At 54.5% G+C, this 22,402-nt stretch carries 21 protein-coding genes and 2 pseudogenes; 19 read left to right on the forward strand and 4 right to left on the reverse strand.

The genetic code is table 11. The features are described from left to right. Window positions 1–353 precede the first annotated feature (353 nt). From LG52_RS05590 to LG52_RS05600, 3 genes are read right to left on the reverse strand one after another with little or no spacing between them, the layout of a single operon-like run. Window positions 354–1,748, reverse strand: a complete 1,395-nt coding sequence (locus LG52_RS05590; protein ID WP_082056113.1) for a nucleoside recognition domain-containing protein — start codon at window positions 1,746–1,748, stop codon at window positions 354–356. After that, window positions 1,717–2,451 (reverse strand): FeoB small GTPase domain-containing protein, encoded by a 735-nt coding sequence (locus LG52_RS05595; protein ID WP_044731204.1) that lies wholly within the window; start codon window positions 2,449–2,451, stop codon window positions 1,717–1,719. Before LG52_RS05595 ends, LG52_RS05590 begins: the two co-directional genes overlap by 32 nt. Further along, the gene (locus LG52_RS05600) at window positions 2,444–2,698 is read right to left on the reverse strand and encodes a FeoA family protein (protein WP_044731205.1); all 255 of its coding nucleotides are present in this window, start codon (window positions 2,696–2,698) and stop codon (window positions 2,444–2,446) included. The genes LG52_RS05595 and LG52_RS05600 overlap by 8 nt, the downstream gene beginning before the upstream one ends. Window positions 2,699–2,935: 237 nt before the next feature. On the opposite strand from LG52_RS05600, the gene LG52_RS05605 reads away from it, so the two are divergent. Beyond that, the gene (locus LG52_RS05605) at window positions 2,936–4,924 is read left to right on the forward strand and encodes an acetoacetate--CoA ligase (RefSeq protein WP_044733110.1); all 1,989 of its coding nucleotides are present in this window, start codon (window positions 2,936–2,938) and stop codon (window positions 4,922–4,924) included. 307 nt (window positions 4,925–5,231) lie between these two features. Here LG52_RS05605 and LG52_RS05610 read toward each other — a convergent pair whose 3' ends face one another. Further along, window positions 5,232–5,597 (reverse strand): hypothetical protein, encoded by a 366-nt coding sequence (locus LG52_RS05610; protein ID WP_044731206.1) that lies wholly within the window; start codon window positions 5,595–5,597, stop codon window positions 5,232–5,234. A gap of 161 nt (window positions 5,598–5,758) precedes the next feature. Here LG52_RS05610 and LG52_RS05615 point away from each other — a divergent pair, with 161 nt between their 5' ends. The 18 genes and pseudogenes from LG52_RS05615 (at window position 5,759) to LG52_RS05700 (ending at window position 22,216) form a co-directional block, all read left to right on the forward strand. Then, the gene (locus LG52_RS05615) at window positions 5,759–6,730 is read left to right on the forward strand and encodes an ABC transporter ATP-binding protein (protein WP_044733111.1); all 972 of its coding nucleotides are present in this window, start codon (window positions 5,759–5,761) and stop codon (window positions 6,728–6,730) included. Next, a complete protein-coding gene (locus LG52_RS05620) occupies window positions 6,727–7,500 on the forward strand; it encodes an ABC transporter permease (protein ID WP_044731207.1) in 774 nt (257 codons plus the stop codon). The genes LG52_RS05615 and LG52_RS05620 overlap by 4 nt, the downstream gene beginning before the upstream one ends. 2 nt (window positions 7,501–7,502) lie before the next feature. Further along, complete coding sequence (locus tag LG52_RS05625; RefSeq protein ID WP_044731208.1) at window positions 7,503–8,291, forward strand: ABC transporter permease; 789 nt, start codon at window positions 7,503–7,505, stop codon at window positions 8,289–8,291. A 414-nt stretch (window positions 8,292–8,705) separates the two neighbouring features. Next, window positions 8,706–9,095, forward strand: a complete 390-nt coding sequence (locus LG52_RS05635; RefSeq protein WP_044731210.1) for a MerR family transcriptional regulator — start codon at window positions 8,706–8,708, stop codon at window positions 9,093–9,095. After that, a complete protein-coding gene (locus tag LG52_RS05640; RefSeq protein WP_044731211.1) occupies window positions 9,092–10,615 on the forward strand; it encodes a class I adenylate-forming enzyme family protein in 1,524 nt (507 codons plus the stop codon). Before LG52_RS05635 ends, LG52_RS05640 begins: the two co-directional genes overlap by 4 nt. Before the next feature lie 26 nt (window positions 10,616–10,641). Beyond that, window positions 10,642–12,324, forward strand: a complete 1,683-nt coding sequence (locus LG52_RS05645; protein WP_044731212.1) for an acyl-CoA dehydrogenase family protein — start codon at window positions 10,642–10,644, stop codon at window positions 12,322–12,324. A gap of 132 nt (window positions 12,325–12,456) precedes the next feature. Then, window positions 12,457–13,398: an alpha/beta hydrolase gene (locus LG52_RS05650; protein ID WP_044731213.1), complete on the forward strand. Its 942-nt coding sequence runs from the start codon at window positions 12,457–12,459 to the stop codon at window positions 13,396–13,398. A gap of 135 nt (window positions 13,399–13,533) precedes the next feature. After that, on the forward strand, window positions 13,534–15,138 hold the full coding sequence (locus LG52_RS05655; protein WP_044731214.1) for a response regulator: 1,605 nt from the start codon (window positions 13,534–13,536) through the stop codon (window positions 15,136–15,138). A 37-nt stretch (window positions 15,139–15,175) separates the two neighbouring features. After that, a pseudogene (locus tag LG52_RS05660) lies at window positions 15,176–15,502 on the forward strand (SOS response-associated peptidase); the annotation flags it as partial. Further along, window positions 15,502–15,906 (forward strand): thiol-disulfide oxidoreductase DCC family protein, encoded by a 405-nt coding sequence (locus tag LG52_RS05665; RefSeq protein WP_044731215.1) that lies wholly within the window; start codon window positions 15,502–15,504, stop codon window positions 15,904–15,906. The pseudogene LG52_RS05660 and the gene LG52_RS05665, both read left to right, overlap by 1 nt. Window positions 15,907–15,969: 63 nt before the next feature. Beyond that, window positions 15,970–16,365 (forward strand): hypothetical protein, encoded by a 396-nt coding sequence (locus LG52_RS05670; protein WP_044731216.1) that lies wholly within the window; start codon window positions 15,970–15,972, stop codon window positions 16,363–16,365. A 343-nt stretch (window positions 16,366–16,708) separates the two neighbouring features. Beyond that, entirely contained in the window at window positions 16,709–18,229 is a 1,521-nt protein-coding gene (locus tag LG52_RS05675; RefSeq protein ID WP_044731217.1) for a bifunctional ADP-dependent NAD(P)H-hydrate dehydratase/NAD(P)H-hydrate epimerase, read from the forward strand. Window positions 18,230–18,259: 30 nt separating this feature from the next. Next, on the forward strand, window positions 18,260–18,385 hold the full coding sequence (locus LG52_RS20770; RefSeq protein WP_269430071.1) for a hypothetical protein: 126 nt from the start codon (window positions 18,260–18,262) through the stop codon (window positions 18,383–18,385). Between the two features lie 83 nt (window positions 18,386–18,468). Further along, window positions 18,469–18,912: a GNAT family N-acetyltransferase gene (locus tag LG52_RS05680; protein WP_044731218.1), complete on the forward strand. Its 444-nt coding sequence runs from the start codon at window positions 18,469–18,471 to the stop codon at window positions 18,910–18,912. A gap of 130 nt (window positions 18,913–19,042) precedes the next feature. After that, the gene (locus LG52_RS05685; RefSeq protein ID WP_044731219.1) at window positions 19,043–19,792 is read left to right on the forward strand and encodes an IclR family transcriptional regulator; all 750 of its coding nucleotides are present in this window, start codon (window positions 19,043–19,045) and stop codon (window positions 19,790–19,792) included. Beyond that, window positions 19,789–20,485 (forward strand): annotated as a pseudogene (gene pxpB, locus LG52_RS05690) (5-oxoprolinase subunit PxpB). Before LG52_RS05685 ends, pxpB begins: the two are co-directional and overlap by 4 nt. Next, window positions 20,478–21,449: a biotin-dependent carboxyltransferase family protein gene (locus LG52_RS05695; protein ID WP_044731221.1), complete on the forward strand. Its 972-nt coding sequence runs from the start codon at window positions 20,478–20,480 to the stop codon at window positions 21,447–21,449. Before pxpB ends, LG52_RS05695 begins: the two are co-directional and overlap by 8 nt. After that, a complete protein-coding gene (locus LG52_RS05700; RefSeq protein ID WP_044731222.1) occupies window positions 21,446–22,216 on the forward strand; it encodes a 5-oxoprolinase subunit PxpA in 771 nt (256 codons plus the stop codon). The genes LG52_RS05695 and LG52_RS05700 overlap by 4 nt, the downstream gene beginning before the upstream one ends. The last annotated feature ends 186 nt before the right edge of the window (window positions 22,217–22,402 follow it).

Genomic DNA, 22,402 nt, shown 5'->3' on the forward strand with positions numbered 1-22,402 from the left:
CAAAGGGTGAGCGCAACAGTTATAAGTTTTACGGCCGGAATGTTTGAAAACTGTCAAGTAGGCTCTGTATGATCTGCAGGTGTTAGCAAAGAACATCAATGCCAAAAATGAAGGGGCTGACCCAGAAGCGTCAATCCTCTTAAATGAAATACAATATATTGTGTATAATTCGTTATTTCGTGACTATATATGGTGATGAGGAAGGGTGTCCCGATCCTTTTGAGACACCCTCTTCTTTATCGCGAAGTATATGTCAGCACTACTTACTGAGAAAGATCCTCACCTTGAAACAGAAGATGAGAGAGGAGAAAGTTCGGAGCGGGACAGCCTGTTAAGCCAGTCTCGAGAAGAGATCAAATAAGCCCCGACCATCTCGCCAGCTGTGCGGTCGTAAAGGTGACCGCAATGGCAATCGCTGTCGGCAAGGCAAAGGCGACGAATGTCCATTTCGCGCTTTTCGTTTCTTTGTAAATGTTGACGAGCGTCGTGCCGCATGGGTAGTGAAGCAGGGAAAACAACATCATATTGAGGGCGGTGAGCCACGTCCAGCCGTGGTCGAGCAAAATTTGTTTTAGAGAATGCAGGCCATCGACTTCAGTGAGCGCCCCCGCGGATAAATAGCCCATCAGCAAAATCGGCACGACAATTTCATTGGCTGGCAATCCTAAAATGAACGCCATCAAAATGTAGCCATCCAATCCCAATGCTTTGGCAAACGGGTCAAGCCAGTCGGCTAAATACGCCAGCACGGTCGCATCTCCCACGTGAATATTGCCCAGGATCCATGTCACAATGCCAGCCGGCGCCGCAACCGTTACCGCCCGTTTCAGCACATAGAGTGATTTGTCGAGGGTAGCCCGGACGATCGTCTCCATGATCTTCGGGCGCCGATACGGCGGCAGCTCTAGCGTGTAATGGGTCGGAATGCCGCGCAAGGCTGTCTTGGATAGAATCCACGAGACGGTTAACGTGACGATGATGCCAAACAGAACAATGGCGACGACCGCACCCGCTGTCACGAACGTGTTCCATCCGCCTGTATAACCGGCCGCCATAAATAAGGAAGAAAGCAGGATCAGCGTTGGCCAACGTCCATTGCAGGGGACGAAGTTGTTGGTCAAAATGGCGAGCATCCGTTCGCGCGGTGATTCGATAATGCGCGTCGACATGATGGCCGCCGCGTTGCAGCCGAAGCCCATGGCCATCGTCAGCGATTGTTTGCCATGCGCCCCCGCTTTTTTAAACAAGCGATCCATGTTAAAGGCGACACGCGGCAAGTAGCCATAATTTTCGAGCAAAGCGAATACGGGAAAGAAAATCGCCATCGGCGGCAGCATCACGCTGACGACCCAAGCCGTGCCGCGATACAGGCCAAGCACGATGAGGCCGTGCAGCCAGTCGGGGGCGTGAATCGCTTGAAACGCCATGGTGAGATACGTTTCGATCGTCCCGAACAAGCGGGCGAGCGAATCGGAAAATACGTTGGCGCCGGCGATCGTCATGTAAAGGACAGCGGCGAGCAGCGCCAGCATAATTGGAAATCCCCACCGCTTCGATGTGACGATCCGGTCAATCTGTTCCGTTCGGTCGCGTTTCACGCTGTTTTTATGGGTGACACATTCCTGGCAAAGTGCGGCGGATGTTTGAAAGATGGCGGTGACGATTTGTTCACGCGTATTGTCCGGCGCCAGTGACGCCGCTTCTTCCATTAAGCGGTCAAACCGATTTGACTGATCCGCAGCAGGCATACGCGTTCCCCTCCTTGATCAATGGTTGCGGCGGCTGCTTCAGCGCTTGAAGCAGCGATGAATCGCCGTCAAGGAGACGAAGAGCGATCCAGCGAGCAGGATACGTGTCTCCCATTACGTCTTTCACGAGTGGAAGAAGTTTGGCAATGCCTCGTTCGATTTCCGGGCTGTACCGGATGGAAAGCGGGTTGGTGTTGATGCGGCCATGCGCCATGGCATCCACTGTATCAAGCAGCGCATCGATTCCTTCCCGGTTGCGGGCCGAGATCGGCACGACCGGCACGCCGAGTTTGGCCGCCAATTTTTTTGTGTTGATGTGAATGCCTTTCTTTTTCGCTTCATCGATCAAGTTGACGGCGACAATGACGAGGCCGGTCATTTCCAACACTTGCAGCGCCAAATTTAAATTGCGCTCGAGCGCAGTTGCGTCAACGACGACGATCGTCATATCGGGTCGTTCAAACAGAAGAAAATCGCGTGCCACTTCTTCATCGGCGGAGTTGGAATAAAGCGAGTACGTTCCCGGCAAATCGACGAGGCGGTACGTTGCGCCGCGGTAAGTGAACTCCCCTTCCGCATGGGTGACCGTTTTTCCCGGCCAGTTGCCCGTATGTTGGCGCAGGCCGGTTAAGACGTTGAACAACGTGCTTTTTCCGGTGTTCGGATTTCCCATTAAGGCAATCGTATACGTCATATCAGTCATGGTGGATCTTCTCCCCGTAAATATAGTCACTTTCTTCTTTCCTTAATGCGATCGTCGTTCCACAAACGCGATAGGCGGTCGGGTCGCCAAGCGGGCTTCTTTGTCCAACCTTCACTTCCCCGCCGGGTACAAATCCCAAATCAAGCAACCGCCTTTTTAACACAGGATCAGGAACATCAACCTTTTCGATGCGAAATCGATCGCCTGGTTTCGTATCGGAGAGGCGGAAACGTTTTCCTTGTGCCATAAAAGTTTCCCTCCGGTTAATATTTTTTACCAAAGACATTTTTTTTGCTTAGACCAACTTTTGTGTTTATCATATTCCATTTGCCTCGCTGTTGTCAACGAATTTGTTTCATCGTTTTCTGACAGAGTTGTCGAATCAACAACCATTCAAAACAATCGAAAATCATGTTATCATATGAATAGTATGAATAAATTATCGGCAGAAAGGCGGTGACGGCGTCTAGTGACGCACGATGAAATGAAAGCGATTACGGAAGGGACAATTCTTTGGCAGCCGACGGAGGAACAAATCAAGAGCTCCAACCTTCATCGATATATGGATTGGTTGAGAGAACATAAAGGGCTCTCTTTCTCTTCATACCGCGAGCTGTGGACATGGTCGGTCGAGGAGCTTGAGTCATTTTGGGAAACCGTTTGGGAATATTGCGGTGTTCAGGCGGCGACGCCGTATGAATGTGTGCTGCGTGAACGGAAGATGCCGGGGGCGGAATGGTTTCCAGGCGCCACGCTCAACTATGCGAAACATATTTTCCGGCATGCGCGCGCTGACCGCCCGGCCATCGTTTTCCGCTCGGAACGCGTGCCGCACCGGGAAGTGTCATGGCAGGAGCTCGGCGAAAAAACGGCGGCGATCGCCAAAGCATTGCGAGCGATGGGAGTGAAGCGCGGCGATCGCGTCGTCGCCTATATGCCGAACATTCCGGAAACAGTGATGGCGTTTTTGGCCTGCGCCTCGATCGGCGCCATTTGGTCAAGCTGCTCGCCGGATTTTGGCGCCGGCAGCGTCATCGACCGGTTCGCACAAATCGAGCCGACCGTGTTGTTTGCGGTTGACGGCTGCCAATACAACGGCAAAGAGTTTGACAAAATGCCGGTCGTATCGGAATTGCGCACCAAATTGCCGTCATTGAAAAAGACGGTGCTGCTTCCGTATTGGCGAGGGCAGATGGAAGCTCCGGATGAGGGCGTCGTGCTGTGGGATGATGTCGTGGCGGACAAAGCGGAGCTCGTCTATGAAGACGTTCCATTTGATCACCCGCTTTGGATTTTATACTCCTCGGGCACGACCGGATTGCCGAAGCCGATCGTCCAAGGGCATGGCGGCATTTTGCTTGAGCATTTGAAAGCGCTCACGATTGCGGAAAACTTGACGAAAGACAGCACGTTTTTCTGGTTTACAACGACCGGGTGGATGATGTGGAACTTTTTGATCGGCGGGTTGCTTGCCGGCTCGACCATTGTGCTTTATGACGGCAGCCCGACGTACCCGGATGGCAATGTCTTATGGGATCTTGCGGAGAAAGCAGGCATCACCCATTTTGGCACGAGCGCGGCGTTTATCAACATCTGCATGAAGCTCGGCCTGAAGCCGAAAGAGCAATATGACTTATCGAAGCTCAAAGCCGTGCTTTCGACCGGTTCGCCGCTCACGGTTGAAGGGTTTGCCTGGGTGTATGAAAACGTCAAAGACAACATTTGCCTAGCGTCATGCAGCGGGGGAACGGATGTGTGCACCGCGTTTGTCGTGGGCTCCCCCATTTTGCCGGTGCGCGCCGGCGTCCTCTCGTGCCGCGCGCTGGGCGCGGATGTGCAGGCGTTTGATGAAAACGGCCAGCCGCTCGTCAACGAGGTTGGCGAGCTCGTCATCACGAAGCCGATGCCGTCGATGCCGCTCTTTTTCTGGAACGACCCGGACGGCGAACGGTATCGGAACAGCTATTTTGACACATACCCGGGCGTCTGGAAGCACGGCGACTGGATTAAAATTGACGAACAAGGCGGCTGCGTCATTTACGGCCGCTCCGACTCGACGATCAACCGCGCCGGCGTCCGCATGGGCACGAGTGAAATTTACCGCGCGGTCGAAGCCGTCGATGAGGTGCTTGAAAGCCTTATCATCGATTTGGAAATGATGGGCAAACAATCGTTCATGCCGCTCTTTGTCGTTCTCAAACCGGGTGCGGTGCTTGATGACGAGTTGAAAGAGCGCATCCGCCAGTCGATTCGGCAACACGTTTCGCCGCGCTTTGTTCCAGATGAAATTTACGAAGTGAAGCAAATTCCGAAAACGTTAAACGGCAAGAAAATGGAGATTCCGATCCGGAAGCTGCTCCTTGGCTTCCCGCTCGAAAAGGCGGTCAACCCGGGCTCGATGGCCAATCCGGAGGCGCTCGACTTTTTCCTCGAGCTGGCGAAGACGCTGGGGGCGAAGATGGAGATCCGCTGAAATCCTTTCTTCAAACGTGCGAAAGGTTGTTATGAAAGAAATCACAGGGGGGAAGAAAGCAAGCGGGCTAGGCTAGTCTGGAAATCCATCGGTGATGGAGAAGCGGATGGTGGTGAAAGAGATTCATGGTGGAAAGCCCGAAAGGCCCGTTTAGGGGAACCTTTCGGGTTTCTTTCACGCAACGAAGCTGGAAGTGTGAATATGACGATGAGCAGTGGAATGTTGGTTTATGACGGGTATATTCACATACAATATGGAACATGTGGTAAATGCCGAAAAAATCGACGAAATCAGAGAGGACTGACGTCTAATACATATTCAACGCCGTCTTGACCCGCTTGATCTCTTTTTTGTTTTCAAACAGCTCTTCGACCAAAATGTTTTGGCCGTTGGCGACGTCGGTGAGCCGTTTGTCCATGTCGAATACTTGCCGGCTTAATTGGCTGAGTTGTTCATTGGTTTGCTGCACTTGTTTGGTGAGTTGCTCGACTTGCACATGGGTTTGCTCCACTTGTTTGTTCAATTGCTGCACTTGTCCGCCGAGCTGCTGTACTTTCTCGTTCGTTTGCTGCATCTGTTTGCTAAGCTGTCCGACTTGTTCGTTTGTCTGTTGGAGCTGATCGGCGAGTTCTTTAATGGCTTGCCAAATCATTTCATTTGAGATGGTTCCCATTCGACAATCTCCTTTCCGGTTCGATTCTTTTTCTATTATACATGACAAAAGAAGGAAACCATAGAGGAAAAATGACGAAAATTTTTTCTTTGCGGCGCGTCCTTCGAATGTGATATAACAAAAGAATGTCAACAGCATGCACATACTGGGGGATGAACATGGTGATCCGTGTCAGCCATTTGCATAAATCGTTCCGCGTCTATCGCCGCGAAGCGGGATGGCTTGAGGCGGCGCGCAGTTTATGGCGGCGCGACTACCGCGTCATTGAGGCGGTGAAAGATGTTTCGTTTACGATTGAAAAAGGGGAGATTGTCGGCTTTTTGGGCCCGAACGGGGCGGGGAAAACGACGACGATGAAAATGTTGGCTGGGTTGTTGCATCCGACATCAGGGGAGATTACGGTCGGCGGGTTTGTGCCGTTTGAGCAAAAGCGGGAGTTTAAAAAAATGATGAGTTTGGTGATGGGGCAAAAAAGCCAGCTCATTTGGGACATTCCGCCGATGGAGACGTTTTTGGTCAATAAAGCGATTTATGACATCGACGATCGGTCGTTCCGCCAGACGCTCGATGAGCTCACCGAGCTGCTGGATTTGGCCCCGCTATTGGACAAACCGACTCGCAGCCTGTCGCTCGGGCAGCGGATGCGCTGTGAGCTGGCGGCGGCTCTTTTGCATCAGCCGAACGTGTTGTTTTTGGATGAGCCGACGATCGGGCTGGACGTTCATACGCAAGAAAACGTGCGCCGCTTTATCGTCGATTACAACCGGGAGCATGAGACGACGATTTTGTTGACGTCGCATTACATGGGCGATGTCGCGGCGCTTTGCGACCGGGTGATGATCATCAACTATGGGCGGCTCATTTACGACGGGGATCTTGCGGTGCTGACGGAGAAGTTGGCGCCGTACAAGCGGCTGGAGGTTCGGTTTGCGCGGCTGCCGAATGTCGATTGGAGCGAGTACGGCGAAGTGGCGGAAATGGAAGAAGGAACGGTCGTATTGCGGGTGGCGCGCGAGGCGGCGGCGGAGGCCGCGGCGCGGCTTTTGGAGCGGTTTGATGTCCGCGACATCAATATTGAAGACCCGCCGCTTGAGGAAGTGATTACGCGCGCGTTTCAGGAGGAGAGTGTATGATTCGCAAATATATCGCCCTGCTGCGGATGAAATATATTGAAATGCTTGCATACCGCTTGGCGACGTTTGTCTGGATGACGGGCGCCGTTGCGCAGCCCCTCATTACGATGTTTGTCTGGATGAACATTCATCCGGAAGAGAGCGAGTCGTTCGTTTTCTATTTTATGGCGGTCATTTTCGTCGAGCGGATGACGAGCGCGTGGGATGTATGGGAGCTGGACCGCGAAATTCGCGAAGGGACGTTTTCGAACTTGTTGCTGCGGCCGCTTCATCCCATTCATTGGGCGATCGCGGAGAACATCATTTATAAATGGCTGTTTGCCGTCATTTTAGTGCCTGTCTGGGTGGTGGCGGCGGTATTTTGGCCAGCGCTTCTCCCGCACATGACGGGAAGCCAGGTGGTGTTGTTTTTGCTGGCGGTGGTGTTGGGAGCGGCGCTTCGTTTTTTGCTTAGCTACTCGTGCGGGCTGCTCGCGTTTTGGGTGACAAAGGTGGCGGCTGTGTACGGCGTGATCGACGTCATTTCCTTGTTTTTGTCGGGGCGGATTGCACCGCTGGAAATGCTTCCGCCGCAGCTTCGCGAATGGAGCGAGTGGCTGCCGTTCCGCTATATGATCAGTTTTCCAATTGAAATCGCCACCGGGGCGGCGGATCGAGGAGAGGTGGCGCGCGGTTTTGCGATCGCTGCCGGGTGGATGATTGTCTTGATTGCCGCTTTGCAATGGCTGTGGAAGGTGGGAATGCGAAAAAATCAGGCGGTAGGTGGGTGAACATGCGACGATACGGACGAGTGTTCCGCGAGTTTTTCCGCGCTTGTTTGGTCGAGGAAATGGAATACCGGAGCGAGTTTTTTGGCAATTTCATCGCCAGCTTTTTCGGCATCGCGGTTGCGCTGTTGACCGTCCATATCTTTTTTTACCAGACGGACCGCTTAGGCGGCTGGACGTATGGGGAAGTGCTTGTGCTGCTCGGCGTCTTTAATGCGTTGCGCGGGTTCATCGATTTTGCCCTCCGCCCGAACATGCCAAGACTGCTTGAGCACGTCCGGCGCGGCACGCTCGATTACGTGTTGACGAAGCCGGTCGACAGCATGTTTTACATCAGCTTCCGCCATCTTGTTTTTTGGCGGCTCATCGATGTCGCGCTCGGCCTTGGCGTCATCGGCTACGGCTTGTATGTCGAGCGCTATGTTCCGTCGGCGGCGGACGTATGCATGTTTCTCATCGTGATGGCCGCTTCGCTTTTGCTTATTTACTCGCTATGGATGATGCTTATGACGACGTCGTTTTGGGTCGTGCGGATCGACGATTTGTCATTTATTTTCGATTCGTTTTTTGATACGGCCCGCTTCCCCGGCAGCATGTACCGCGGCGCCGTGCGCTTCGTCATTACATACGTCCTGCCGGCGGTGTTGATCACGAACACGCCGGCTTTGGCGCTGCTTGGCAAATGGAGCGTTCCGGCGGCGCTTGCAGCTTTGGCTGTGGCCATGTTCTTTTTATGGCTTGCCCGCCGCTTTTGGCGGTTTGCCTTGCGTTTTTATACGGGGGCGGGCGGGTGAGGAAAAAGCCTCTGAACGGGGGCTTTTTTTATGGGGTGGTTCGGTATCCGTTCCGAGCCCTTATATGAGTGCCGTGCTGCTCGCGCTTGCCTTGCGTGCCTGCCCATTGGGTTTGGAAATGTATCGAGTTCATCGATGGTGCAAAGCGTCATGCGCTCGGTTCGCTTCTGGCCGACGTGAACGATGGGGAAGCGTTCGGTTGGCGTTTTCTTTCCTTGTATTGGCTCGGGGTGCCCTTCTTCCGGCGGCTGCCCCGCTTGGACCAACTTTCTCCTGAGATGTTCGGTTGGAAGGAAGAACGGACATGGATCGGGAAGCAGGGAAAAACGTTTCTCTTCCTTGATATCCATTGACTTTTACGTCAACGTCAATTAAAATAAAATTCAGAATATTACACCAAGAGAAGGGATTGCGATGCATTATTTCACCATTTCCCAGCTGGCGCAGGAGTTTGATGTGAGCACACGGACGATCCGTTATTATGAAGAACGCGGGCTGCTTGCCCCGATCCGGACCGAGTCGGGGCAACGGCTGTATACGAAAAAGGAGCGGGCGAAGCTGAAGCTCATTTTGCGAGGCAAACGGTTCGGCTTTTCGCTTGAGGAAATTCATGAGATGATTGCTTTGTTTGACGAGGACCGCACAGGGAAGAAACAGCTTGAAAAAACGGTCGAATACGGGCGGCGGAAATTAAAGGAGGTGAGCGAGCGAATTGATGATTTGCTGCAGCTGAAGGCGGAAATGGAAGCGATGCTTTCTGATTTTGAGAGGCGATTGCGAGAATGGGAGGAATCAGACGGATGAACATTTCCGAATTGCTCGCCCGCAATGCGAGAAAATTTCCCGACAAGACGGCGATCATCGATGGGGAAACGGAGCTTTCGTACGCCGAAGTCAACCGAACGGTCAACCGTCTGGCGTCAGCGCTCGAAAGGCTCGGGATTCGGCGCGGCGATAAGGTTGCGTTGTATATGCCGAATACGACAGAGTTTGTCTTTGCATACTTTGCTGTTTTGCGCCTCGGCTCTGTTGTCGTGCCGATTAATGCGCGCTTGACGGCGGCGGAGGTGCAGTACATTCTCGGCCATAGTGAAGCAAAGATGCTCATTGCTCACGATTTGGTGCATCAGGCGCTGACCTCGCTTGTCAGCGGAAGCGATGTCATCTGGATCAAGACAGGGAGCGCTGAAGGCGGTTGGCTGTCGTTGGCGGAGCTGATAGATTCGGGCGATCCGCGGGAGATCGTCTGCCCGGCCAAAGAGGATGATGAGGCGACGATTTTGTATACATCGGGGACAACGGGGCGGCCGAAAGGGGTGCTGTTCACGCATCGCAACATTATCACGGTCGCGGACATGATCGTGATCGAAACAAAAATCGACCGTCAAAGCCGCCTTTTGCATCTCATGCCGCTCAGCCATTCGGCGCCGCTTCATTTGTTTTTCATCGGCGGCACATATGTCGGTGCGACCCATGTTCTAGCGCCTGCATTTTCCCCGGATGCATTGCTTGGCCTGGTTGAACGGCATAAGATCACCCACTTTTTCGGCGCGCCGGTGGCATATTTATTGACGGCGAAGCATCCGCGTTTTGAGGACTACGACCTTTCTTCGGTCTGCTGTTGGATGTACGGCGGGGCGCCGCTGTCGCGCGAGGAAGTGCGGTTTATCGCCAGCCGCTTTGGCGCTAGGCGGATGATGTGTTTATACGGCTTGACGGAAGCCGGCCCGAACGGCACGTACTTGGCTCCTGAGGAGCACGCTGAAAAAGCGGGAAGCGTCGGCAAATATGCCGCCCTCCATTGTGAGGTGGCCATTGTCGACGAGCAAGGAAATGAAGTCGCGCCCGGCGAGGTCGGGGAGATCGTGCTGCGCGGGGAGAGCGTGATGAAAGGATATTACAAAGACGAGGAAAAAACGAACGAAGCGATCAAAAATGGATGGCTATACACAGGCGATTTGGCGCGCCGCGATGAAGACGGCTACATTTGGATCATCGACCGAAAAAAAGATGTCATTATTTCCGGCGGCGTCAACATTTATCCAAAGGAAGTGGAAGATGTGCTGCGGACGCATCCAGCGATCGCGGATGTCGCTGTGATCGGTGTGCCGCATCCAGAGTGGGGTGAAACGGCAAAAGCGTTTGTCGTGCTCAATGAGCCGCTTGAACCGCTTGCGGAGGAGTGTAAGCGCTTCCTCTCTGACAAGCTTGCTGGCTACAAAATTCCCCGCCTGTATGAGGCGATCGCCGAGCTGCCGCGCAATGCGACGGGAAAAGTGTTGAAACAAGTGTTGCGGGCGCGGGAGACGGCAGCACAGGCATGATAAGAAATGAGGAAAGGGGAGAGACGATGAAGCCGCTTCGTGACGTCGATCCGAACTTGCTGGCGAATTTGAAACGGTATTTGGATGATGAATTGTACCGCTATGCTGAAGAAAAACTGGAATCGTTTTATAAGTTTTGCCTGACTGACGTTGACCGCCGCGCCGTACACACCGACCGTGAAGGGCAGCCGCGCCTCATCAAGTATGACCGCTTCGGGAACGACATTTCCGAAGTGTGGGTGAACGAAGGATACGAGCAGACAGCGAAACAGACGTACGAAACGGGAATCGTCGGCTATGTGCACAAGCCGATTCCCGAGCTTGGGAGAAAAGGAAACTATGTTTACTCGTATGCCCAAGGGTATATCTTATCCCAAGCTGAGCCCGGCTTTTACTGCCCGGTGACGCTGACGATGGCGACCGCCTATGTGCTTGAGCATTTTGCCGATGAAAAGTTGAAAGCTCGGTATTTGCCCCATGTCATCTCAACGGGCGAAGTCGAGCTGTATGAAGGGGCGACGTTTTTAACCGAGCGCCAAGGCGGGTCGGACGTCGGCGCCAACGCGGTGCGCGCCGTGCCGTGCAGCCATCATTATAAACTGTACGGAGAAAAATATTTTGCCAGCAACGCCGGACGCTGCGGTGTGGCGCTCGTGTTGGCGCGCATCGATGGGAGCGGCCCGGGGACGAAAGGGCTGAGCTTGTTTCTCGTCCCGTGGCGCCGGGCAGATGGGACGTTAAACGGCATCTCCATCCGCCGCCTAAAAGATAAATTGGGTGTGCGCGCCGTGCCGTCAGCCGAAGTTGTGTTTGACGGGGCGGAAGCGTATGTCGTCGGCGATCCGACGAAAGGTTTCTATTATATGATGGAAGCGCTCAATTTATCGCGCGTCTGCAATGCGGTCGCCTCAGTCGGCATCATGAAGAGGGCGCTTGAGGAAGCGAAGCAATACGCCGAGCGGCGCACGGCCTTTGGCCATCAACTGACCGATTACCCGATGGTGCGCCATACGCTGGCCGACTTGACGGCAAGACAAGAGGTGGAAACGAGCGCCTGCTTTGCGATGATCTCTTTGTTTGACCGCGTCATGACCGCGCCGCATGAAACGGACGGGGCGGAGAAAGCATGGCTCAGGCTTTTGATTGCGCTCCTTAAAATGCGCACCGCCGAAGAGGCGATCGCGTTCAGCCATGAGGCGATTGAACTGCACGGCGGCAACGGGTATATCGAAGATTTCGTCACCCCGCGCTTGCTCCGCGACGCCCAAGTGCTGACCGTCTGGGAAGGGACGGCGAACATTTTGGCGCTTGAAGTATTGCGTTTGATGCGCAAATATCGCATCCATGAACGGTTTGCCGCCGAGATGAAGGAGCGGCTTGAGGGCTTGACGGCCGTGGTGAAACCGCTCGCCCTCCCAGTTGAAGAAGGGCTTAAGGAATTGGTGTCAGCGCTTGCCCGCCTTAGCGGACAAGCGGAAGAGGTGCAGACGTTTCATGCTAAGACGATTGCCAATCGGATGTGTGATTTGTATTTGAGCGTTATTGCTCTTGAGCGCGGGCAAGAAAACGAGCGGAATCGGCTGATTGCTGAGCTGTTTTTGCGCCATGTATGGGAGCGCGGGCTCGTGGACGAACAGATGGCGTCGGTGCGCGAGTTTGACTTGATCGTCAGATGTAAAGGAGCGTCTGCCCCGCTTGCCCATTCGTAAGCAGGCGTTATGAAGCATACCGTTGACGAAAGAGATGTTCGTTTTTTTGCGGACATCTCTTTTTTGATTGCCAAATGAGCACTTCAACAAGTAGGATGAAAGAAAGGAAAAAGAAAGAAGGGGGAAACGTGCATGGAACTGATGCGCACGCCGCGCCGGACAACGCGGCGCGTTTGGATTTCTGCAGCCATTGGCGTTGTCATTTTAGGGTTGCTCGCTTGCGTTGGCTTGTCCGTTTATGTCGGCTGGCAGCTGACGCATAAACCGCGCGAGCCAATCACCGTAACGCCGAAAGACTACGGCATGGCATATGAAAATGCTACATTCACAAGCAAAGATGGGAAAACAACACTTAAAGGCTGGGTCATTCCACCGCAAGGAACAGCGAAGATGACGGTCATTTTTGCCCATGGGTATGCCGGCAACCGGATTCAGAAAAACGTGCCGTTTTTGCCGCTCGCTAAGCGGCTTGTTGACAAAGGGTATCGAGTTATCTTGTTTGACTTTCGTGCGAGCGGCGAGTCGGAAGGGGATATGATTACGATCGGCGTCAAAGAGAAAGGCGATCTGCTCGGGGTCATTGATTATGCGAAGAAGCATTTCCATGAACCGATTGCGCTTTACGGTGTTTCGATGGGAGCGGCGACATCGATCTTGGCGGCGGCAGAGGACAGCGATGTTCGCGGGGTGGTTGCGGACAGTCCGTTCAGCGACTTGGAATCGTATTTGCGCGCCAACATGCCGGTATGGACGCATCTGCCTAACGTGCCGTTTACGTATCTTATTTTGGCGATTGTCCCCGCGCTTGCAGATGTAGATTTAGGTGTGTCTTCACCCATCCACGCGGTCGATCGTGTCGGGCCAAGGCCGATTTTGTTCATCCATAGCAAAGATGATCGTTCGATTCCGTATAAGGAAAGTGTGAAACTATACAAAACCCATCCGGATGTCTTTCAACTATGGCTGACGGAAAAAGCAGATCATGTGAAAAGTTTCTCGCTGTATGGCGACCAATACGTAAATCGCATGCTCTCCTTTTTGCGGTCGCTCGAGCAACAGCAAGCAAAGAAATAAGTATTTGGTCGTATACAGCACATGAAAAGCCATATATAATGTAAGGGGAGTGGAACGGCTTCGGCGGTTCCTTCTTTTTTGCGCCCGCTGACTTATTGAATCGGGGATGAGAAAACGGGAGGGTCGCGTTCGGTCATGGACAAATACAAAGAGCATTTTTGGCGCAATATTCGTGCCAAATTGGAACAGTGGGAGCAGGAAGAAGCGATTACGTATGAAGATGTATATCGGTTTTTTCATAACATCGTCGGAACGGCCGCTGTCATTGGGATGGAAGAGTTGGGGAAAAGAGCGTGCCGGCTGATGAAGCGGCTTGAGGCGGAAAACGGGAAACTGTGGACGCCAGCCGAGCTGAAAGAGCACGTATATGAGTTGATGCATTGGTATTATGACGAAACGTACCGCGATGTTCCTACTCATTTTTCTTTTTCGTCGGCGGACGCCGACGAAGCGCCGCTTATCTTGCTTGTCGATGATGATGCGCTCTTTTTAATGTATATGAAAGAGCAAATCGAGAAAGTAGGCTGGCAGATTGTCACCGTTGCCCAACCGGAAAAGGCGGTGACACAATTGTATGAGGTGAAGCCGGACTGCGTTGTCATCGACGTGCATATGAACGGAACAGACGGTTTGACGGTGCTCAAGGAATTGAAGGCGGCGCTTGGCCAACAATTTGTTCCAACTGTGGTCATCAGCGCCGATGATCGCGAAGAGGTGCGTCTGCAAAGTTACGTGTCCGGTGCTGATGATTTTATAGTAAAACCGTTTGCCTTACTGGAATTTATCATTCGAGTGCATCGATTGTTGGAGCGGAAAAAACAGTTGGAAGGGCTTCTGCTTGTCGATGAGCTCACTCGGTTATACAATCGCGAATATTTGCCTGAGGCCTACCGCCAGTTCGAAAGTGAGCGGGAGCGGCTTGGGGAGCCGTACTGCATCGCATTGCTCGACCTAGATCATTTTAAGCAGATTAACGACCAGTATGGTCATTTAGTTGGAGACGAGGTGTTGCGTGAATTTGCGGCGCTCCTTCGGCATGGAACACGGCCAAACGATTTAGCGTTCCGCTTCGGGGGCGAAGAGTTTCTTCTTTTTTTGCCGAAAACGATGCAACACGATGCGTTTGAAGTCATTGAACGGCTCCGTAATCAATTTCGTTCCCGCTCATTTTCCGGAGGGGGCACGGCGTTTCGTTGCACGTTTTCTTGCGGGATCGTGGAGGTGAATGAGGGAGGCGCGCCGCTTGAATATTGGCTTGAGCGGGCGGACGGGGCGTTGTATGCGGCAAAAAACGGCGGGCGGGATCGGACAGTGGCCGCCGAAAAGATAGATGACATGCGGCAGCGAAAAACGGTGAAAATGGCTGTCGTTGACGATGATGTGATCGTTCGCATGATTGTGGCCGATCTTCTCGAACACATTGCCCGAGATCGGAAAGAGCAGTGTGAAGTGCGGGCATTTGCCGATGGGGTATCGTTCATCGAATCGTCATGGCACGAAGGCCTGCCGTGCCTTGTCATTCTTGACGGGATTATGCCGAAAATGGACGGAATTGAAGTGTTGCGCCGTCTTCGCAGCCGCGGCGATGAGTCGCGCTATAAAATTATTATGTTAACAATGCGCCAAAGTGAAGAAGATATCGTACGGGCGCTTCAGTTAGGAGCGGATGATTATATAACGAAACCGTTTAAACGGCTTGAGCTTGAGGCGCGGGTCAGCCGATTGTTGAAACGGATGTAGCGAGGGAGGGGAAGCTGATTGAAACAGTTTTTGCTTGTCCGGCGAGCCGTTTGCGTTCGCTGGGTTGTGGGAGCGCTGGGATGGGCCAAGCGGGCCGCTTGAGACGTGCACGATCATTACGACGAGGGCGAACGAGCTCATCGTCCCCATCCACGACCGGATGCCGGTCATACTGCCGCCTGAACGACATGAAGACTGGCTAGATCCGCGTTTGGACGACAGCGAGTATTTGAAGTCGTTGTTGCTGTCGTATCCTCAAGAGCAAATGCAGATGTACGAAGTGGCGCCGCTCGTCAACTCGCCGAAAAATGATGTGAGCGCTTGCATTGAACCCGTCAACAGCCGGTCGATGGAGGGAATGTGATGCATCCTATCATCTTATTTGATGGCGATTGCTTGTTTTGCCATGCGAGTGTGCATTGGATTGCTGCCCGCGACCGAAAGGCAGTATTCCGCTTTGCGGCGCAACAAAGCGCTGTTGGTCAAGCATTGTTGGCAAACGGGGAGGCATCGGCGAAAGACAGTGTCGCCCTCATCGAGAACGGCTGCTGTTATGTCAAATCTGCCGCTGTCCTGCGCATCGGTCGACGCCTTTCGTGGCCGTGGAATTGGCTGGCAGCGGTTGGATTTCTCGTTCCGCGGCTGTTGCGTGATCATATGTATGACACGATCGTCAATCGTCGGCATCGTCTCGCTGCGAAGCGTGATCGTTGTCAGCTGCCGCCGCCTGAGCTGCGATCTCGTTTTCTTTACAAATTGCCGCGGTGAAGAAGGAAAATATGCCTATTTGTCGTATTGAGAAGGGAAAGAAACGAGGGAGGGGAAATGGGCATGACAAACGAAACAAAACGGTGGCTCGAACAATGCACCGTTGCGGCGCTTGAGCAGTTTGCCGATGATTTGGCGGCCGAAGCGGAACAAAGTGAGGAAGAGGCCCGCCGTCGATTTTATGAAGGCATGGCAGTGGCGGCAAAGCTCGTGGCATTGCGGTGGGAAGGAAAATGTACGTACATCGACGGCGGCTTGATTGACAACGTATATGAAGCGCTTGTGGTCTTTTCTCTTGAAAAACTGGAAGAGGAATTGACGCTCGAAACGCAAGCCGATTCCAGCAGCCGATGCTCGTTTTGCCTCAAAGAAAAACCGAGGCTGGCTAAAGGTCCACTGGCGGCGATTTGTGACGATTGCCTGCAGTTTGGGCTGCAAGCGATCGCCAAGCAGCCGTGACCAGGCGGCGGTCATCGCGAGGGCGATGGCCGTCGTTTTTCCGCATAGCGGATGAAGGGGGTAGGACAAGGCGAGCAACACGGCGATAAAGGCGATGACGCCGCTCCAATGAAAATGCGCCCAGACGTAGCCGCCGGCTGTTCCGGCAAGGCTTGATCCTAAATCATACATTGATGATGGGAAGGCGCGGCAGGGAATGTCAAACGTTTCATGAACGCTCCATAAAGACCGCTCCATCGGGCATCGTGGTTCGTTCTCGAAGCCTGATTCTCCCATGGCCAACATGTGTAAAAGATGGAGCGTCAAGGGGGACGGAGGTCAAAAGAAACGAGGAGGAAGGAGAATGATTCCAATCGTAACATCTGATGAAATGTATGCCATCGACCGAGAAGTGACGGAGAGGATCGGCATTAGCGCTGATTCATTGATGGAAAACGCGGGGCAGGCGCTGTTTTCAGCGCTGAAAGAACGCATTTCACGCGCTGCTAACGTGGCGGTGCTTGCCGGGGCGGGCAACAACGGTGGAGATGGGTTTGTCGTTGCCCGCATGTTGAAAAGCTACGGCTACGAAACCGATGTATGGCTCGTTCCACCAAAGGAAAAGGTGAAAGGAGCGGCGCGTACCGCGCTTGAGGTGTACGAGCGGTCCGGCTATTCGTGGAACGCTTATGAGGGGAATGAGCGGGCGTTTGCGGCGCGCGTGCCGCATTATGATGTCATCATCGACGCACTGCTTGGCATTGGCGTCAAGGGGGAAGTTCGTTCTCCGTATCAAGAAATCATTGAACAGGTGAACCGTTCACGGGCTGTTGTGTATGCGGTTGATGTGCCAAGCGGGGTGCCGGTCGATGGCGGTGATGTCGCCGCGGCCGTTCGCGCGGATGTGACGCTCACCATTCACTGTCCGAAGCTTGGAGCGTACACGTTTCCAGCGGCCGATTATTACGGGGAGCTTGCTGTTGTGGATATCGGCATTCCGCCGGTCGTGGTCAAAACGAATGCAGTCCGTCGGTTTGTGTGGGAACGAAGCGATGTCATACGAACGATGCCAAAACGGAAGCGGTCTTCGCATAAAGGAACGTACGGCAAACTGCTTGTCGTCGGCGGGTCGAAGGCGATGGCTGGAGCGGTGACGCTCGCCGCTAAAGCGGCGCTGCGAAGCGGGACCGGACTTGTGACCATGGCTGTTCCGGAAACGGTGTACGAGGCGGTCGCCAACCGGGTGCCGGAGGCGATGTGTCGGCCGTGGCCAGCCGAGGGCGGCGCGTTTGCCGGCGCGGCTGATTGGGACGGGCTTGATGTGGATGCGATGGCGATCGGCCCCGGGCTGGGGCGGACGGAAGGGGTGCGCCGTCTTGTTGGGGAGTTGGTGCGAAAGCCGGTGCCCCTTATCCTCGATGCCGATGCCCTATTTTTCTGGGATGATTACGCCGAACAGGTGCGCCGCCGAAGCGCGCCGACTGTCATCACTCCGCATCCGGGGGAAATGGCGCGCATCGTCCATCGCTCCATTCGCGAGGTGGAGCACGACCGCTTTGGGGTATCCAAGCGGTTGGCGATGGAATATGGCGTGTATGTCGTGTTGAAAGGGCCATATACGATTGTTACGGCGCCGGATGGAGCGCAATATGTGAACACAACCGGCAATCCGGCTTTGGCGAAAGGCGGCAGCGGTGACGTGTTGACGGGCATCGTGGCGGCGTTTTTGCTGCAGCACGAGGCGGTGCAGCCGGCGGTGAGCAATGCGGTGTTCGTGCATGGAAAGGCTGCTGATTGGCTTGTGCAAAACGGCCATTCGGTGTGGGATGTATTGGCGTCGGACGTTGTCGATGCCTTGCCGGCTGTGCTCGCTTCCCTGACATGATCAACCGGCCTATTGAAAGGAGCGCTGGGGATGAAAACGATCCAGCTGGCTTGCATTCCTGATTCCATTTTCAACGATGAGGCCGTATTTGCGGCTGCAGCTGTAATCGTTGGTTCATCAGCCGAGATCGCTGGGCTGCGCCCTTCACGCGCCTGAATCGGGAGTCTTCTTTCGAAACGATGATAAACGTTGCGGAAAGGCGGCAGTCTCATTATCATGAATGTATAAACAGAAGGGAGATGGGAATCGTGCCGCAATTTGTTTGGCTCGAAACGGAGGAGGAAGTGAGAAGCGCCTTTCCGATCATGCGCGAGCTGCGCACCCATTTGGATGAGGAAACATACGTGGCGCTTGTGCGTGAAGCGCAAGAAAAAGAAGGGTATCAGCTTGCGGCGTTATATGATGGGGACAAAATGGTTGCTGCTGTCGGATTCATGCCGATGATTACGCTCTATAACGGCCGCTTTATTTGGGTGTGCGATTTGGTTACCGCTCCAAGCGAACGTTCGAAAGGGTATGGAAAAGCGTTGCTGTCGCATGTGCACGAATGGGCGAAAGAGCACGGCTACGGGATTGTCTCGCTGTCATCCGGCCTGCAGCGGGTTGACGCCCATCGCTTCTATGAGGAAAAAATGGAATATCAAAAAGTGAGTTATGTGTTTTTGAAACGCTTGTCGATTTGAATCCAACGGCGTCCGTTCAGCGGGCGCTTTTTATTTTGTGGTAGAAAGTTGTTCCACTTTTCATTATAATAAAAAATACATAACTCGTATTTTGGAATTAATATTCTGATATTCGGAACGGAGGGCAATGATGAATAAAACGGTCTTAAAAACAAAAGAACTGCTTGATTTGTTTCTTGATTGCGAACGGTTGACGCTGCCGGAGATGGTCGAGCGGCTTCGGATGCCGAAAACGTCGGTGTACCGAATGGCGCAGTCGCTTGTTGCCCTCGGCTTTTTGCAAAAACGAGGCGATCACTATGAGCTCGGTTTCGCCTTCTTGACGTTTGGCGCGCTCGTCGCCGAGCGGCTCGATATTCGCCGGGCGGCGCTGCCAGTGATGAAGCGGCTGAAAGAGGAGACGAACGAAGCGGTCAATTTAGTCATTCGCGACGGCGACGAGGCGCTGTATATTGAAAAAGTCGAAACGTCCGAGCCGGTGCGCGTCTATACGAAAGTCGGGCGGCGCGCTCCGCTGTACGCCGGTGCGTGTCCGCGCGTCCTGCTGGCGTTTATGGCCAAGGAGGAGCAGGAACGCTATTTGGAACAGGTGGAGCTTGTGAAAATCGCCAAACATACGGTCACGGACAAACAAGCATTGCGCCGGTTGTTAGAAGAAGACCGGAAACGCGGTTATACTGTCAGTTATTCCGAACTGGAAAACTATTCGGCCGCCGTTGCGGTGCCGATTTTCAACCATGAAGGGGCGGCGGTTGCCGGGCTGAGCGTTGCCGGACCGGAACAACGCTTTTCGTCGGATGATGTGGCTCGCATCGTTCCGCTGTTGAAGCAGGCGGCGATGGATATTTCATGGGAACTTGGCTTTCGGGGGAAGGGATGACGGTGGAGTATACGTTGTTTCCATTATGCGAATATGCGGTGACGATCCGGTTTTCAGACCGCATCGACGAGGCCGTGAATGACATCGTCCACCAAACGGCCGCCCGGCTTCAGGCCGAGCGAAAAGAAGGCATCGAGGAAATCGCGCCGGCGTTTTCGTCGCTCACCGTTTATTACGATCCGCTCGTTGCCGGGAGCTATGCCGATGTATGCGCCTGGCTGCACGAGAACATCGAGCGGTCTGAACAAGCGGTGCGGCGTTCGGTGCGGACGGTCGTTATTCCCGTCTGTTACGGCGGCGAGTTTGGGCCGGATTTGCCGGACGTCGCCCGCTTCCACGGGATATCGGAAGATGAGGTGGTTAAGCTTCATTCGACCGGACGCTACCGCGTCTATATGATCGGATTTTCTCCAGGGTTTGCTTATTTGGGGGGCTTGTCGCCGCGTTTGGCCACACCAAGGAGGGCGGTGCCGCGAACAAAAGTGCCGGCCGGTTCGGTCGGCATCGCCGGCGGCCAGACGGGTGTCTATCCGCTCGCGACGCCAGGCGGCTGGCAGCTGATCGGCCGGACGCCGCTTCGGTTATTTGACCCGCATCGGGAGGAACCAAGTTTGCTTGCGGCTGGCGACATCGTGGAATTTCGGCCGATTGGGGCTCGTGAATTTGCACGTTTGGAGAGAGGAACATGATTGAAGTGATCGATGGCGGATTTTTTACAACCGCTCAAGACGGTGGGCGTTTCGGCTATCGGCACGCCGGTGTGCCGGTGGGCGGGGCGATGGATAGGTGGGCGTATCGCTTGGCTAATGCGCTCGTCGGCAACAATGGGGATGAGGCGGTGCTTGAGGCGACGATGGCTGGGCCGACGCTTCGGTTTCACGTTGAGGCCGTCGTTGCGGTATGTGGCGGCGATTTCCCGTGTACGCTCAATGGGCGGCCGTTTGCACTTTGGAAGCCGATGGCTGTCGAGCCGGGCGATGTGCTCGAAGTTGGGGTGTGTCGGACGGGGTTTCGGGCGTATATCGCCGTATCAGGCGGCATCGATGTCCCGCCTGTAATGGGCAGCCGCTCCACGTATGTTCCGGCGCAGCTTGGCGGTTTCGCTGGTCGGCCGTTGCGGTGCGGCGATGCGCTGCCACTCGGCGCCGCCCATGGGCGTCGTGTAGCCGAACCGGTGCGTTGGGGTCTTGCATCGGCCGCCCGCCGTTATATCAGCGGGAAAATGAAAACGGTGCGCGCGGTTCCCGGCCCGGAGTATGACGAATTTACGCCGGAGAGCCGCCGCCAGTTTTTCGCCGCCCGCTATGAAGTGACGCCGCAGTCCGACCGAATTGGCTATCGGCTTTCCGGTCCAGCGTTGGCGCTTGTGCGCGAGCGGGAGATGGTGTCGGAAGCGGTCGTCTTCGGCACGGTGCAAGTACCCGCGTCCGGCCAGCCGATCGTATTGATGGCCGACAGCCAGACGTCGGGCGGCTATCCCCGCATCGCCCAAGTCGCGGCTGTGGATTTGCCGATTCTGTCGCAGGCTCGCCCGGGCGACCTTATCCAATTTCAGCCGATCAGGCCGGAAGAAGCGGCGCGGCTTTATACGGAACAAGAGCGGCAGTTGGCTGGGTGGGTTTCGGCCATTCGCCGTCAATGGGAGGGAGAACGGTGAGGATGATTGATTTGAACTGTGATTTTGGCGAAAGTTTTGGCGTGTACCAGCTTGGACAGGAAGGGATTTTGCCGTATGTCACGTCCGTCAACATCGCCTGCGGGTTTCACGCCGGCGACCCGCTCGTCATGCGGCGGACGGTGCAGCTTGCGATCCATCATGGCGTTGCCATCGGCGCCCACCCGGGGTTTCCGGATTTGCTTGGCTTCGGACGGCGGGTGATGGCCGTTTCGCCGGAGGAAGTGTATGCGTACGTCGTCTACCAAATTGGTGCGCTGGCTGCGTTTGTGAAGGCGGAAGGCGGGACGATGACGCACGTCAAGCCGCACGGCGCCTTGTACAATATGGCGGCGAAAGACGCGGCGTTGGCGGAAGCGATCGCCAAAGCGGTGCGGGATGTTGACCCGTCGCTTATATTGTATGGTTTGGCGGGGAGCGAGATCATCCGCGCGGGCCGCGCCTATGGCTTGCGGACGGCGAGCGAAGTGTTCGCTGACCGGACATATCAGGATGACGGCTCCCTCACTCCAAGAAGCGATCCGCGCGCCATCATCGCCGACGAGGATGAAGCAGCCAAGCAAGTACTCATGATGGTCCGCGACCGGCGCGTCCGCTCGCTGCAAGGGACGGACATTGCCATTGAAGCCGACACTGTCTGCCTGCATGGCGACAACGAGCAGGCGGTCCGATTTGCCCAACGGCTCTATGAAGCGTTGCGAAATGAAGGCATCGCCATTCAGGCGGTGCGTCGGGAGGAGAGACGATGAAAAAAGAAAGCAGGCTCAGCGTGTTTGGCGCTATCGTCGTCGTCTTGATGGCGTATATGGGCGTCTATACCGCCATGCAGCCGCTGCCGCCACTGTTCCGCTAAAGAACAAAGCGTCCTAAGCAGGAAAGCGGCTTAGGGCGCTGTTTGCATTTGGAGCTGTTTATTGCTCCTTCTAACTTATACC

The organism is Geobacillus kaustophilus, from assembly GCF_000948285.1.
GTDB lineage: Bacteria > Bacillota > Bacilli > Bacillales > Anoxybacillaceae > Geobacillus > Geobacillus thermoleovorans_A.

Coding starts and splice junctions, on each gene's coding strand:
- LG52_RS05645 (WP_044731212.1), top strand. CDS start 10,642: ATGAAGCCGCTTCGTGACGTCGATCCGAACTTGCTGGCGAATTTGAAA.
- LG52_RS20770 (WP_269430071.1), top strand. CDS start 18,260: ATGAAAACGATCCAGCTGGCTTGCATTCCTGATTCCATTTTCAACGAT.
- LG52_RS05600 (WP_044731205.1), bottom strand. CDS start 2,698: ATGGCACAAGGAAAACGTTTCCGCCTCTCCGATACGAAACCAGGCGAT.
- LG52_RS05680 (WP_044731218.1), top strand. CDS start 18,469: ATGGGAATCGTGCCGCAATTTGTTTGGCTCGAAACGGAGGAGGAAGTG.
- LG52_RS05640 (WP_044731211.1), top strand. CDS start 9,092: ATGAACATTTCCGAATTGCTCGCCCGCAATGCGAGAAAATTTCCCGAC.
- LG52_RS05625 (WP_044731208.1), top strand. CDS start 7,503: ATGCGACGATACGGACGAGTGTTCCGCGAGTTTTTCCGCGCTTGTTTG.
- LG52_RS05605 (WP_044733110.1), top strand. CDS start 2,936: ATGAAAGCGATTACGGAAGGGACAATTCTTTGGCAGCCGACGGAGGAA.
- LG52_RS05635 (WP_044731210.1), top strand. CDS start 8,706: ATGCATTATTTCACCATTTCCCAGCTGGCGCAGGAGTTTGATGTGAGC.
- LG52_RS05695 (WP_044731221.1), top strand. CDS start 20,478: ATGATTGAAGTGATCGATGGCGGATTTTTTACAACCGCTCAAGACGGT.
- LG52_RS05610 (WP_044731206.1), bottom strand. CDS start 5,597: ATGGGAACCATCTCAAATGAAATGATTTGGCAAGCCATTAAAGAACTC.
- LG52_RS05675 (WP_044731217.1), top strand. CDS start 16,709: ATGATTCCAATCGTAACATCTGATGAAATGTATGCCATCGACCGAGAA.
- LG52_RS05590 (WP_082056113.1), bottom strand. CDS start 1,748: ATGCCTGCTGCGGATCAGTCAAATCGGTTTGACCGCTTAATGGAAGAA.
- LG52_RS05665 (WP_044731215.1), top strand. CDS start 15,502: ATGCATCCTATCATCTTATTTGATGGCGATTGCTTGTTTTGCCATGCG.
- LG52_RS05620 (WP_044731207.1), top strand. CDS start 6,727: ATGATTCGCAAATATATCGCCCTGCTGCGGATGAAATATATTGAAATG.
- LG52_RS05655 (WP_044731214.1), top strand. CDS start 13,534: ATGGACAAATACAAAGAGCATTTTTGGCGCAATATTCGTGCCAAATTG.
- LG52_RS05670 (WP_044731216.1), top strand. CDS start 15,970: ATGACAAACGAAACAAAACGGTGGCTCGAACAATGCACCGTTGCGGCG.
- LG52_RS05650 (WP_044731213.1), top strand. CDS start 12,457: ATGGAACTGATGCGCACGCCGCGCCGGACAACGCGGCGCGTTTGGATT.
- LG52_RS05595 (WP_044731204.1), bottom strand. CDS start 2,451: ATGACTGATATGACGTATACGATTGCCTTAATGGGAAATCCGAACACC.
- LG52_RS05685 (WP_044731219.1), top strand. CDS start 19,043: ATGAATAAAACGGTCTTAAAAACAAAAGAACTGCTTGATTTGTTTCTT.